Below are 12,577 nucleotides of genomic sequence, written 5' to 3'. Positions count from 1 at the left end.
TCGTTTGCCGTACGTCTTGCTCAACCTGTCCGAATCATCTCTTGATTCGGACTCGTTTGGCGTCCGTCCTGCTCAACCTGTCCAAATTCCTATGATTCGGACTCGTTTGGCTTTCGTCCTAATCAACCTGTCCGAATCATCTCTGAATTCGGAGGAACCTTTTATATATTAGCCTACAGCATGAATTAAAAAATAATGAATTAGAGAGAAACAAAAAGGAGAGTTTATCACTCACAAGAATAATATACTCTCCTTTCCTTTAGAATAACTTACTAGTTTTTAGGAAAGATACGTTGTCTACCCTCTACAAACTCTGTATAATCTCCTGCTTTTCTTTCTGAACAGTTTCTAAATGATTCTTATGTTCCATATACTGCTTATTTAATTTTGCTAAAATGTCATTTACTTGTTTGTACTGATATTCAATTTCGTGAGTCGCCTTATTTATTTTATCTTTGACCAAAAAATCAGCGATTAAGCCATCGAAGAAGAAGTCCGCAAACTTTAGCATACCTGAAATATTGATTTCCACATCCGCTTGTTGTTGTACATCTAATAGTTCCTTTTGAAACTGACGCATGCGAGTTTGCGCGCGATGTACATTACGTTCAGCATCATCTATATGTTGATGCTTAATCATATCTGAGATGAAGCCCCCACCAAGCAAATCGACAGTTCCCCAGCCTCCCGCTTTTCCAAGTGAATCTATCGCTTCCTTAAGCGCACTTTTGACGAGATTTCCTGCATCAATTGCTTCTTTTAGTTCTTTTAAATGAGTGTTAACTGCACCTTCTTGCTCACTCAATTCTAATATCTTTAAGGACTCAGAAGATGAACTTTCCTTAATCATTTCTTCCTTTTGTAAAAGTAACTGTTGGTACTCATTATCTGTGGATTTTAGTTCAAAGAGTTTGTTACGAATCACAAGCATTTCATCATCAATTTCTCTTTTTGTTTTTTCAGCTTCTGCCAGCTTATGTTGTGCTACTACTAACTCTTGTTTTTCTTTTGATAACTTTTCATTCTTTGTGCCTGCTAATGTTGCCAAAAGATTTGTTAAAGTAACGCGTTCTAACCGAGTTACATCTTTTTTTTCAGATTCTAATTGTCTATGTAACTGCGAAATTGTCATCTCAATGGTTTCTAATTCCTGCTCATAATCCGCAAGCTGAACTCGATATTTCGTTGCTTTCCTCAATTCACCTTGCACTTCAACTATCTTTGCATTTATCTCTGAAAACATGAAATCCCTCCCATTTGTTAACTATATTTACGAATGAGGGGGGGGAAATGTTTCATTATCTCTTAATTTGATTTGAATCAATCACCATCATATTAAAATATACTCTACCAACACAAAATAGAATGGGAGTTGTCTGTCGACCGACAACTCCCATTCTATTTGAATTATTTTTCTTCTTTTTGTGCTATAAATGTTTTCAGAAGAATCTTTAACTCTTGTACTTCTGCTTTTAGCTCTTTTATTTCACTGGTATCGTCTTTAATATCTTGTGTCTCTTTCTCTACTTCATCGGTAATCTTTTGTGCATTATTAACGATTTCCCCAACAATTAAATTAATCATAATAAAGGTTGCAACTACTATAAATGATACGAAATATAACCAAGACCATGGTTCCTCTTTAAACAGAGGACGAAAGATACCACTTGCCCACGATTCTAATGTAAATATTTGAAATAAAGTAATGGTTGAAAGTTGTAGGTTACCAAAGTATTCTGGATTAATATTCGAAAAGAAGGCTGTTCCAATTATAGCGTATACATAGAAAATAATAGTCATGAGTATTAAAACACTACCAATAGTTGGTATTGCCAAAAATAGGGCTTGAACAATACGTCTCAAAGAAGGGAAAAAAGTAATTGTCCGTAATATTCTTAGCACCCTAAAAATACGTAAAACACTAACAAACGGTGTATTATAAAGTATAATACTTCCGACTATAATAACAAAGTCAAAGTTGTTCCAAGCACTTTTGAAGAATTTAGATCTTTCAACATACAGTTTTAAGAGAAGTTCAATTGCAAATATGGCTAAAATAATCCAATCTAAAATGAAGAAAATATCTTTATTTGGTTCATATAGTGAAGGATATGTTTCTAAGCCTATTAATACAGCATTTATAATAATTAAGTATGTAATAAAATTTGTAAAGAATTTGTTATAAACTATTTGAGAGATTCCTTTTCCTGTTATACTCTGTTCTGTATCCACTTTTTTTCTACCTTCCCTATTCAATAAAAATATTTTAAAATCAATTCTTTAGTTTCCTAACTTTTCTATTTCTTACCCCGGACATTATACCTCTCAACTCATATAATGTCTACTTAATTTATAAGAACACAGGACTGATAAAGGGTTTCTAATTCACTCACCCTTTCCTGCTAAGATTTAGTATTTAAGTGGTATCCGGTTAAAAGTCAGTCACAGAGTTCTATGGCAAATACATTTCCCAAATAAAAACAACTTCCCCGTCTTTTTCAAATAATTGAAGGAAACCTCGATGATTAACAACTTGCTTCCATTCTACTTCTTTTAATCTTGAAGGATCACTAAGTAAAAAAATAGGTACGTCTTTTGATATACTCACTGTTTTTGTTCCTTCACTTGTTTCTTCTAAACGAAAACCATTAGGAGCCTCATCATCTTGGATTTTATTTGTATATGTAACGTCTAAAAGTAATTTTTCATCTTTGATTTCAGCCTTATTTAACATCGCTGTTTTTGAAATAGTTGTTCGTTGGATTAATTGGGTTAACATATATACATTATCGTGAAAATTGACGTTAGACTCCTCCCGTCTAATGAGGTTTTCACTTAGCACTTCTAACTCGTTCACCTTTGTTAATTGTTCCTGGTGTTCTTCAAGTAATGATTGTTGCTGCTGGACTTTCAATTCAAGTTCTTTCACCTTAGAATCTAGTTCATTTACTAAACCATCGGATTGTGTTACTGGCTCCTTATTGGTACAACCTACAGTGAATAATAGAGACAGAACACCTATCATTGCTATTAAATTCCTTTTTGACAAACTAACTCCCCCTTAGCGCTTTTAAAACAGATTTTACCTAGCATTATTTTAACAAAATTATCCAAAATAGTGTTATCTATTTTAAGCTAAACTAGTCCTCTACCTATACAAATATTCTTTTCTTCTCATAGACTATGATAAGGAAAGGGGGAAGTGTATAATGCCATTTGGACCTTTTTTTCGTCCAGGACCAGTTTATCGCCGTGGGTTTCGTCGTGGTTTTAGAGGCGGATTTGCACCAGGATATGTACGTGGATTTCGTCGAGGATTTAGACGTGGATTTTTTGGACCTTTCTAAAAAAGAAATAGATTAAAATCTATTAAGATGACAACTCCTTTCTTATTAGTTAGAGGGAGTTGTCATTCACCTATTTTTACAATAAATTAGATTTGATAGAAACTATTTTTTTCAACACTATACTCTGCATTAGTATTTTTAATCACGATATCAAAATTCTTATGATACGGATGCATGAACACTTCATATTGAATTCTACGTTCTTCATGGGATTTTTTTAAGTAATTGATATCCATTCCTCTTTCAGTAATATCCCGTACACTTCTTCTAGAAAACTCAGTTTCACCATCAGTATAGAAATAAATTTTTAAGTCATATAATTCGGGATTTGTAAAAGCAACCGTCATGCCTTCTACTATATTAATTCTGTTCTGAGTAGAAAAGAGTTTACTTTCTGAATAATGGGTACCCATCGTATAAAAATCTAGCCCTTCTCTCATCATATGTACATCTCTTTCTAATGCATATGAATTATGTGCTGCAGGATGACACGCAGTCATTTTATCTTGGTGTTGCTCATGGTTATATTCATAACTGATCGTTGTGTATTGTCTTAAATGCCCTCCGATAATATAGGGGTCTGTATTGAGAGCGTTCACCTCATCTCGACCCAATAGCTCAATAAGCTGATTCGTAAACGTTGTTTTTCCAGCTGCTCCGTGACCTGATATTCCAATGATCATTCTTTTACTCTCACTCTTAAGTCGTTTAGCAATTTCATGTATTACCTTTTCCATGTTCTCCCCCGTAATATGTATTATTTTCCTATTATACATTCTTTGATCCTCTTAGCGACACTCCAATCAAGTAAACGAAAATTTTTAAACAATCCGTAGTTTTCCACTATTTAGGAATAAACTTTTGAATTCTTCACAACCTATAGTAATGCTCGATATTGATGGAAAGGTACGTTGAACATGATTACTCAGCAAAAACCACCTTTAGCCAAAATTAGTTCTTTAGGTATCAACTTTATCCAACAACAAAATCCCATCATGATTGCATGGTGGTCTGCAGTCTTTCCTGGTATTGGTCATTATTTACTTAATCATTATTTAAGAGGAACCTTATTAACTTTAACGGAAGTGATAATTAATACACTTGCTCACATTAATGAAGCGATGGTCTATTCATTTTGCGGGCAATTTGAACTTGCAAGAGATGTTCTTAACCCTAATTGGGCATTCGGATATCTAATCATTTACTTAATTACGATTTGGGACTGTTATCGCTCCACCATTTCGCAAAACAAATTATGTCATATCGCCTATTTTGAGAATTATCCTGTTCCTAGGAAAGCAACTAAACCAACAGCACTTCAATTTCTGGAGAAAAAAAAGCCAATCATAGCTGCAATTTACTCTTTTTTCTTTCCTGGCTTAGGTCAACTCTATAATCACCAAACTTTACTAGCCTTTTATGCCATGTTTTGGTGGTGGGTATACATCGTCTTATCTGGTATCCACGTGTCTCTTCTGACATTAGTACTTGGCAATCTAAAAGAATCAAGTACGATGCTTCATCCTCATTGGCTATTATTTATGCCATCCGTTTTAGGCGGTGCTATCTATCAAGCTTATGTCACAACAATTGAACACAATCGACTTTTTCGAATTTCACAACGTCAACATCTCATAGAACGATATGGAAAAAACAGACTAAATATCCTTCAAAGCAGGAGTTTCTACTATGATCATAATGGGGACCTTTAAACAATCAATTGAATTAGAACAAGCATTAGCCGTGCTAGAGAATAAGTTTGTTCCTCGCGAACAAATACTTGTTGTTTTTATGGACGAAAACCCATCAAACTCTCAATTGAAAGGTAGAACAAAAAGCATACGTTCAAACGGTTTTGAGGTTGGCCTGGCAACTGCTACTGGATTTGCTGTCGTCGGAGCAAGTGTTGGGTTTAAGCTAACGCCTGGCCCCATCCTATGTGGACTAATCGCAACCATTATAGGATACTTTATTGGCTATGGTATTTATTATTTTTTAAACAAAAATAAAGCTTCAATTCCTTCAGCTAGAACGTTGACTGAAGTCACCGTCATGATTCGCTGTAAAGAAAATGAAGCTTCCCTAATTAAGGATGTCCTTTGGAAATATCAAGCTCTAACTGTTGGCCTAGTGAATGACGATTAATTTTTGAAACTACGGTTTAAATAGCACAGGCAACACTTTATCTTACATCACTTACTTCTAGATCCCTTTAATAGCAGCTTGTTCCTCAGAATTGATGTTAACATTATGATACTAGCTATGCCAATTATAAATAGAAGTAACTGTGAATTTGTTAAAGACATTGACTGTGCAAAATCGAGTGAATACGCTAAAGAAAATGAAGTGAGTATCTTCGAAATAGCCGCGATAATTACAAATTTCTTAATGTTAACTCCACCTAATCCTGCTCCAACACAAATTATTTCATCAGGCAAAATCGGGATAATAAATAAAATTAGTAAAATACTTGTTTCATTTTTCGAAACATATCGCTCATATTGCTGAATTTGTTTTTCTTTTACAAATTTTCGAATTAACTTTTGTCCACCTATTTTTGCAATGAAATACATTACAATGATCCCAGATAGAGTACCAGCAAAACTGATACAAGCTGCTGGAAATGCCCCCAATATAGCACTACCAGCTGTGACAGTTGCTGCTTCTGGTATTGGTAGCAAAATCGGTTGTAAAAAGCAGATTAAAAAGAAGATAAGAGTTGCAATGAACTCATTTCCATGTAACAAACTTTCCATTCCCAAAAACTTCCTCTCGTGACTGTTTCCTATGATTATAGAGAAGAAATCTTAAGAGTTTGGTGCGCAATTTCTTAAATATTTCTTAATATTTACAGATTTTTTCATTTCCACCATCATTTGTACTAACTTTAATACATATTTTTCAAAACCAACTAATTGACGAGTAATTCAGTTCCTTGTTACGATAAGGAAATCGAATAACATGATCAGTGGGGTCAGATCTCTTGTTCCATGATCATTCAGAGAGGCGAAAACTACATGAATACACCTACAGGAACAAAACGGTTACAACTTGCATTACTTCTAGGATCACTTGGTCTTCTTGGTCCATTCACAATCGATATGTATTTACCATCTTTTCCTACGATTGTGGAGGATTATGGAACAACTGCGTCTTTAGTACAAATCAGCTTAACAACCTGCCTATTAGGACTTGGAGTAGGTCAATTATTTATCGGTCCCATGAGTGATGTTCTGGGTCGACGAAAGCCACTGCTTATTTTCCTCATCATGTATTTAGTAGCTTCTGTTATATGCGCCTTTTCTCCATCAATCTATCTCTTTATTGCAGCTCGTTTCTTACAAGGTTTTGCAGCTGCTGGTGGTCTTGTTATTTCTAAAGCGATTGTTCGGGATATTTATAGTGGAAAAGAATTAACTAAGTTTTTCTCTTTATTAATGTTGGTTGGTAACCTAGGACCTATTGTCGCGCCAATTGTTGGTGGAGGAGTTCTGGCAGTTACTGACTGGAATGGTGTATTTCTCGTATTAAGTGTTGTGGGCATGGTGATATTTTTTACTGTTTTATTTAAACTTGAAGAATCTTTACCTGTAGAGAGACGTGTTCCTAGTAATCTAGCTCAAGTGCTAAAGAATTTTGGTTCTTTATTAAGAGACAGAGAGTTTCTTGGATATGCACTTACACAAGGCTTTATGATTGCAGGAATCTTTGCTTACGTATCTGGTGTCCCTTTTGTTTATCAAAATATTTATGGGGTGTCTCCTCAAGTTTTTAGTTTTCTATTCGGAGTTAATGGTCTCGCATTAATTATTGGAACCCAGTCGGTTGGGCGTTTAGCAGATCGAATTTCAGAGAAAGCCTTCTTGAAATTCGGATTGTTCCTATCAACAGGAGCAGGCACTGTTTTACTAACAGCTCTTCTTTTAAAAGCACCACTTCTAGCAGTTGCTATACCTATTTTCTTCTTAGTCTGTTCCATTGGGATGATTGCAACATCTTCCTTCGCATTAGCACTTGAGTCACAAGGACATATTGCCGGAAGTGCATCAGCACTCTTAGGTGTTTTACCTTTTGTACTCGGTGCGATTACATCACCTTTAGTAGGAGTTGCAGGAGAATATTCGGCCATTCCAATGGGTGTCGTAATCTTATCGGCAAGCCTGCTATCTCTCCTTGCCTATTTTGGACTGGTACAAAGAGCATCCTTACATGTACAACCAGCAAATAGGACGTTGGGTAGTTAACTTCTTTTTTTAAAAAATAAACACCTCTTATGTTGTACAGATAGCTCTGTAAACGTAAGGAGGTGTTTTTTATAATACTTTTGCAATGATTTTAGGGATATATTTAAGGTGAATTCTAATGAGAAATGACTTTATTCGCCAATTGCAGCTATATTCTCGTCTTTCTCTGAAAATACTCGCCATTCTCCCTCATTTATTCGTCTTTCGCTCCCATTTTCTCGCGTTACTGAAGTAAATACTCGTATTCCTTTAAAAAGACATGAAACCGAACTAGCACCTTACATACTTCCGTTTGAAACCCAACTGCCCTCTATCAATACCCTTTTGAATCGTATCAGATGCAAGAAGAATACTGCTTTTTTTATTATCTCGTCTAATTTCGACTGGGCCAATTGCCTCTGCAGTTTTAACCGCCTGATCATGTAGTGGTAAATAGGATATCCCGACAGTGTAAACAAAATTATTCATAGAAGATTTCGTTCGATCTGGTGAATCGTGAATTGTTTTTTCTACCTGTTCCAGCATGCTCGCAATCTTACTTGTGTCAAATTCATCATCTTTACGATTACCTAAAAGCCAGCAGTAGCAACTCCAACCAGCTGACATTTTAAGATTCTCACCGCTTGCAATCCATTTATCTGCAACAGTTTGAGCAATATCGGATTCTGACAGAGTTACTGCAACGACATAATCAGAAAGCATATAAAAATAAGCTCCATCGATCCAACGCTCAAAATCTTCTTCAGTCATTGCCTTTGGGTCTGCAATGATACCCGCAAAATACATGGCATCATAGTTTCCAGTGGCATATAGTTGCTCTGCCAAAGGCTGGTCTTTCTTAATTTTCTTAGCTATCGGCTTCATGGCACCAGTAGCTACTCCAAATAGAGGCTCATGCGCTCCATTACTTAAATAAGATTTCTTTGTTCGCTCTTTACCTAGTGCTTCCAATTCCTGCATAACTGTTTCTAAATCCAAAGGTTTTCACTCCCTTCTCTATTGTACTTCCTACTCCATTGTAACCATCCACCAGATTCTATATCAACATGAGCCTAAGCCCGTAACCATTTCAACATTTCCTTCGGAGTTGCATTTTTACCGTACATTAAGATTCCTACTTTAAAAATCTTTCCTGCAAGCTTCATAAATATCCAAATGCTTACTAGTAAAATAGCTAAGGAGATTGCGATTTCTACTAATGGCCAACTTTCTAATAAAGTAAGACGTATCAATAATACTCCCGGTGCACTAAAAGGTATATATGTTCCAACTTGTGCAAGCACTCCACTTGGGTCACTTATTACTGGACCAATAAAGACAAATGGAAGAAAAGGTAGCATCATTACCAACCCTTGAAAGTTACCTGCCGATGACATATCAGCCATCGTCGCTCCAACGCCAACAAAAATAGCGGCGAAAAGGAAGTATCCCAATATGGCTATTGCTATATATAGGAGAACCTCTGGGACTAATAAATACTCAAACAAAGGAATGTCTAGCTTCCAAAGTGCTATCGGTAATCCAAAGCTTAAATAAACAACTGCCTGTATCATTCCTAGTCCAAAGTATCCTATTATTTTCCCTTGCATTAATTCACTTGGTGTTAATGAAGATAAGATAATTTCTGCAACTTTATCTTTCTTTTCTTGAGAAGCACTTTGAAATATATACATTCCTGAGAATATAATAGATAATAAGATGATCCCAGCAAATGCTCCGGGTACTATACGTTCAAATGAATTTACACCTACAGTTTTATCACTACCTTCATGGATTCCTTCTTCTTTAAAAGATGCTTCCTCAAATACAATCCCTTTTGAAATCGCGGTCATTTCTTCATCTGATAAACCTAACTGTTGCATTTGTACCATCTTTATAGGTGCTGCGAATGCCTGAACCTGACTCATAAAATTGGGATTCATGTCTTCGCTCGTATAAACTGAAAGAATACCACTTTCATAGGAAGATTGCTCAAGTAAAATATAGGCAGTATTTTCCACCTTTTCCAATTCTTCTACGACTACTTCTTTAGCTTTATCAGTTTTCTCCAATTCCACATTCAACTCTAGAGCCAGAACCGTTTCTTCGAGGGTGTCAAATACTCCAATGTTATCATTAATTAGAACTCGTGATGCAGGCTCTTCCTTCTGTTCTGAATCCCCAAATAAACTTCCAATTAACATAAAGCCTAAAAATAATAGTGGTGTTAAAAACAACCCAATAAGGAAGGATTTATTTTTCATATTTCTTTTGATTTCCCATTTGGCCACTTTCAAAGCATTACGCATTCAGTTCAGCCCCTTCCTTTAACATATTTTTATCAGTTGCAATATCAATAAATATTTCATGAAGTGAAACTCTATCTATTGATAATTCATTGATTTCCAATGTCTCTGGTAAATTTCTCAACCAACTCGCTACCTCTACGTCTTTCATTAAGTACAAGATAAGGGTATCTTCCCTTTGCTCTACACGTTGGACTTTAGGTAACTTTTCAAGATCTTCAACTCTATTTCTACCTTTAATTGTGCACTTGAAATTTGCGTACTCCTTTTTCACGTCATCCATCGTCCCATAGATCACCTTTTCCCCGCGATGGATTAAAAATAATCGATCACACATCTCTTCAACTAGATTCATTTGATGAGAGGATAATAGAATCGCAGTTCCACCAGCTGCTAGATTCCTAATTTCTTGCTTGAATAACTCCTGACTAACTGGGTCAAGTCCAGAAAAGGGCTCATCTAGAATCAAAAACTCTGGTTCATGTAAAATGGAGGCGATAAACTGAACCTTTTGCCCCATACCTTTTGACAATTCCTCAAGAGAAGCTTTGTCTTTCCCTTCTAGTCCAAATTTTTTAAGATACAAAAGGGCCCGTTCTTTCGCTTCCTTGATTGGATAATCCTTTAACTCCGCCAAGTAAAGAAGAATATCCATTACCTTCACATTTTTATAAAGACCACGTTCTTCAGGAAGATAACCAATCTTATTTCGCGGGATTTCCTTATTTCCTTTAAACGTAATGTTTCCTCCGTCCGGGTACATAATCCCCATAATATTACGTATTGTTGTAGATTTCCCTGCCCCATTCGGACCAAGAATGGCCATAATTTCACCCTTATTCACTTCAAACGAAATATCTTTTAAAATTTGTGTGTCTTTAAATGACTTCTTTAAATGCTCTACCTTTAAAAATGGTTCCATTGTATCTTCCCTCCACCTTATTTTTTCTCTTATTTATTTCGAATAGATAAACAATACTTCCCATGCACTAGTAGTAAAACACTAGCCATTAGAATAATTGAGAAAACTTGGGATTCACCAGATGACATCGAATAAACAGTTGATAGCAAAATGGCCACAACTAATGCAACACTTAGTAAATTGTAGGACTTATAGAATCCGATCAGCATGACGTGCCTTTCACCTTCATCTGACGCTTCTAAAAGTTTTTCTGCGTAATTTTTTTCTGAAAACCTTGGCAAATTTCGCTCAGGGTAAATCAGTTGTGTAAGATGTGATACAAGCATTGATAACAGATAACTAATAAGCAAAAATAAGATAGCTAGAACAGTGAGAAAAATTTGTTCAGTAATAGTAACGGATATACTTAGAGCTAATAGTGAAAAAGTAAGACTGGACTGCACAAAAAACGAGTAATCTGTAAATTTTTTATAAATCAAGGAATCTACCTCATCTTCATCGTCTCCGTATACTTCCTTACTATTTAAATTCCTGATTTGTCTATAAAGCACCACGCTGATCACTAACAATATGAAAATAATCACTAAAAAAATGATTGTAATTGTACTCCCATGTACAGTGAAATCAAATGTAAAATTATTGAGTAATAATGTAACAACAACGAATCCAATCACAGCACTAAAAAATAATGGTATCCACTTTTTCATGTTATAATTCATCCTCCTCTATTAAAAATACATTCTCAACAGGTTCATTAAATATCCGTGAAATCCGAACCGCGATTAATAATGACGGTATAAATTCTTCACGTTCAATTAAACTAATGGTTTGTCTTGATACCTTCGCAAGCTTTGCCAGTTGGGTTTGATTTAACCCATGCCGTGCACGAAGCTCCTTCAGTCGACTTTTCATATTCGCATCACCTCATATCTCAAGTGTAAATGATATTTATCATTTTGACAACTATATTTGTCATTTTGATAAACATAAAGGTCATAAATCCAAAAAAAAAGCGTGACCCAACTCAGATCTACGCTCCAATTTTAATGTCTTATTACGTGTCAGTTAAACTTATCTCCTGTTCACAGGAATATACTTCAGCCAGAATCTCCATACAGACTTATATCGTTTTTCCTTTATTCTTTGCATCAGCATCCAAACTAGCACCTATTGCAATACCTATACCCATTCCAAGCGGTAAACCCATTGCAATATTATCAAATAAAGTTAACCCAAAAACGAGCCCAAAACTCATCCCAATTGACATGTAGATTGCTAGATAATGTCCCTCAGCAACAAACTTATGTTTTTTCTGTAAGTGAGAAACAGTGTGCTCAATGAATTGTTTAAGTTGTTTACATTCATGGTCAGCTATTTTGTCTACATTAGATTCTAGCTGATTGAGATGATTCGTTAATTCATGAAATAGATGTTGACATTCCTCACAATCTGTAAAGGAATAAAGTTTTTCAACTACCCGCTCACATTTATCTAAATCTAGCTTTTTCAACATTGGTTTGCTAACAGTTTCTCTAATCTTCTTAATGATTAATTTTACATGCTCATTCTCCAATACAACGTCCTCCTAAAAATATAACTTCTTACTATCTCTTTATCTCACAATACTATTTCTAACGAGAAACCTTCCATTGAAGTAACCCATTCCATCTTATTACGCATAGACCCCTTATATAATGAGACGATAAATAAGGATGGTAAGATTAATTGAAATATGAGGAATTGAAAAATAGCAATGTTCATGATACCCACCCTCTCAAA

General features: G+C 35.3%; 15 protein-coding genes. 4 read left to right on the top strand and 11 right to left on the bottom strand.

The window, feature by feature from the left end:
- Window positions 1-304: 304 nt before the first annotated feature.
- The 3 genes from J2Z26_RS04715 to J2Z26_RS04705 all read right to left on the bottom strand — a co-directional run bounded on the left by J2Z26_RS04715 (window position 305) and on the right by J2Z26_RS04705 (window position 3,049).
- Entirely contained in the window at window positions 305-1,243 is a 939-nt protein-coding gene (locus J2Z26_RS04715) for a hypothetical protein (protein WP_193534056.1), read from the bottom strand.
- Between the two features lie 164 nt (window positions 1,244-1,407).
- Window positions 1,408-2,232, bottom strand: a complete 825-nt coding sequence (locus tag J2Z26_RS04710; RefSeq protein ID WP_193534055.1) for an ion transporter — start codon at window positions 2,230-2,232, stop codon at window positions 1,408-1,410.
- 220 nt (window positions 2,233-2,452) lie between these two features.
- Window positions 2,453-3,049 (bottom strand): hypothetical protein, encoded by a 597-nt coding sequence (locus J2Z26_RS04705; RefSeq protein WP_193534054.1) that lies wholly within the window; start codon window positions 3,047-3,049, stop codon window positions 2,453-2,455.
- Window positions 3,050-3,209: 160 nt separating this feature from the next.
- Here J2Z26_RS04705 and J2Z26_RS04700 point away from each other — a divergent pair, with 160 nt between their 5' ends.
- Window positions 3,210-3,347: a hypothetical protein gene (locus tag J2Z26_RS04700; protein WP_193534053.1), complete on the top strand. Its 138-nt coding sequence runs from the start codon at window positions 3,210-3,212 to the stop codon at window positions 3,345-3,347.
- A gap of 86 nt (window positions 3,348-3,433) precedes the next feature.
- Here J2Z26_RS04700 and J2Z26_RS04695 read toward each other — a convergent pair whose 3' ends face one another.
- A complete protein-coding gene (locus J2Z26_RS04695) occupies window positions 3,434-4,084 on the bottom strand; it encodes a uridine kinase family protein (RefSeq protein WP_193534052.1) in 651 nt (216 codons plus the stop codon).
- A 180-nt stretch (window positions 4,085-4,264) separates the two neighbouring features.
- On the opposite strand from J2Z26_RS04695, the gene J2Z26_RS04690 reads away from it, so the two are divergent.
- Complete coding sequence (locus tag J2Z26_RS04690; RefSeq protein WP_193534051.1) at window positions 4,265-5,059, top strand: hypothetical protein; 795 nt, start codon at window positions 4,265-4,267, stop codon at window positions 5,057-5,059.
- Window positions 5,037-5,492: a hypothetical protein gene (locus tag J2Z26_RS04685; RefSeq protein ID WP_193534050.1), complete on the top strand. Its 456-nt coding sequence runs from the start codon at window positions 5,037-5,039 to the stop codon at window positions 5,490-5,492. Before J2Z26_RS04690 ends, J2Z26_RS04685 begins: the two co-directional genes overlap by 23 nt.
- A 47-nt stretch (window positions 5,493-5,539) precedes the next feature.
- On the opposite strand, the gene J2Z26_RS04680 is transcribed toward J2Z26_RS04685, so the two are convergent.
- Window positions 5,540-6,103: a TVP38/TMEM64 family protein gene (locus tag J2Z26_RS04680; RefSeq protein WP_193534049.1), complete on the bottom strand. Its 564-nt coding sequence runs from the start codon at window positions 6,101-6,103 to the stop codon at window positions 5,540-5,542.
- A gap of 261 nt (window positions 6,104-6,364) precedes the next feature.
- On the opposite strand from J2Z26_RS04680, the gene J2Z26_RS04675 reads away from it, so the two are divergent.
- A complete protein-coding gene (locus J2Z26_RS04675; RefSeq protein WP_193534048.1) occupies window positions 6,365-7,591 on the top strand; it encodes a Bcr/CflA family multidrug efflux MFS transporter in 1,227 nt (408 codons plus the stop codon).
- Window positions 7,592-7,861: 270 nt separating this feature from the next.
- Here the strand turns inward: J2Z26_RS04675 and J2Z26_RS04670 are convergent, their stop codons facing one another.
- From J2Z26_RS04670 to J2Z26_RS22080, 6 genes are all read right to left on the bottom strand, one after another.
- Window positions 7,862-8,569, bottom strand: coding sequence for a DNA alkylation repair protein (locus J2Z26_RS04670; protein ID WP_193534047.1), 708 nt, complete (start codon window positions 8,567-8,569; stop codon window positions 7,862-7,864).
- A gap of 74 nt (window positions 8,570-8,643) precedes the next feature.
- Window positions 8,644-9,879, bottom strand: a complete 1,236-nt coding sequence (locus J2Z26_RS04665) for an ABC transporter permease (RefSeq protein WP_193534046.1) — start codon at window positions 9,877-9,879, stop codon at window positions 8,644-8,646.
- Window positions 9,872-10,798 (bottom strand): ABC transporter ATP-binding protein, encoded by a 927-nt coding sequence (locus tag J2Z26_RS04660; RefSeq protein WP_193534045.1) that lies wholly within the window; start codon window positions 10,796-10,798, stop codon window positions 9,872-9,874. The genes J2Z26_RS04665 and J2Z26_RS04660 overlap by 8 nt, the downstream gene beginning before the upstream one ends.
- Window positions 10,799-10,827: 29 nt before the next feature.
- On the bottom strand, window positions 10,828-11,505 hold the full coding sequence (locus J2Z26_RS04655) for a DUF3169 family protein (RefSeq protein WP_193534044.1): 678 nt from the start codon (window positions 11,503-11,505) through the stop codon (window positions 10,828-10,830).
- Window position 11,506: 1 nt separating this feature from the next.
- Window positions 11,507-11,710: a helix-turn-helix transcriptional regulator gene (locus tag J2Z26_RS04650; RefSeq protein WP_193534043.1), complete on the bottom strand. Its 204-nt coding sequence runs from the start codon at window positions 11,708-11,710 to the stop codon at window positions 11,507-11,509.
- A gap of 208 nt (window positions 11,711-11,918) precedes the next feature.
- A complete protein-coding gene (locus J2Z26_RS22080) occupies window positions 11,919-12,371 on the bottom strand; it encodes a glycine zipper domain-containing protein (RefSeq protein WP_227413547.1) in 453 nt (150 codons plus the stop codon).
- Window positions 12,372-12,577: the final 206 nt, after the last annotated feature.

This window comes from Cytobacillus luteolus (assembly GCF_017873715.1).
Classification (GTDB): Bacteria; Bacillota; Bacilli; order Bacillales; family Bacillaceae_L; genus Bacillus_BV; species Bacillus_BV luteola.
The sequence above is the reverse complement of the archived record's forward strand: the minus strand, read 5'-3'. Positions and strand labels throughout refer to the sequence as shown.

Bases quoted from the DNA above. Each gene is read 5' to 3' on its own strand.
- J2Z26_RS04695 (WP_193534052.1), bottom strand. From the start codon at position 4,084: ATGGAAAAGGTAATACATGAAATTGCTAAACGACTTAAGAGTGAGAGT.
- J2Z26_RS04650 (WP_193534043.1), bottom strand. From the start codon at position 11,710: ATGAAAAGTCGACTGAAGGAGCTTCGTGCACGGCATGGGTTAAATCAA.
- J2Z26_RS04680 (WP_193534049.1), bottom strand. From the start codon at position 6,103: ATGGAAAGTTTGTTACATGGAAATGAGTTCATTGCAACTCTTATCTTC.
- J2Z26_RS04715 (WP_193534056.1), bottom strand. From the start codon at position 1,243: ATGTTTTCAGAGATAAATGCAAAGATAGTTGAAGTGCAAGGTGAATTG.
- J2Z26_RS04660 (WP_193534045.1), bottom strand. From the start codon at position 10,798: ATGGAACCATTTTTAAAGGTAGAGCATTTAAAGAAGTCATTTAAAGAC.
- J2Z26_RS04665 (WP_193534046.1), bottom strand. From the start codon at position 9,879: ATGCGTAATGCTTTGAAAGTGGCCAAATGGGAAATCAAAAGAAATATG.
- J2Z26_RS04690 (WP_193534051.1), top strand. From the start codon at position 4,265: ATGATTACTCAGCAAAAACCACCTTTAGCCAAAATTAGTTCTTTAGGT.
- J2Z26_RS04655 (WP_193534044.1), bottom strand. From the start codon at position 11,505: ATGAAAAAGTGGATACCATTATTTTTTAGTGCTGTGATTGGATTCGTT.
- J2Z26_RS04700 (WP_193534053.1), top strand. From the start codon at position 3,210: ATGCCATTTGGACCTTTTTTTCGTCCAGGACCAGTTTATCGCCGTGGG.
- J2Z26_RS04685 (WP_193534050.1), top strand. From the start codon at position 5,037: ATGATCATAATGGGGACCTTTAAACAATCAATTGAATTAGAACAAGCA.
- J2Z26_RS04675 (WP_193534048.1), top strand. From the start codon at position 6,365: ATGAATACACCTACAGGAACAAAACGGTTACAACTTGCATTACTTCTA.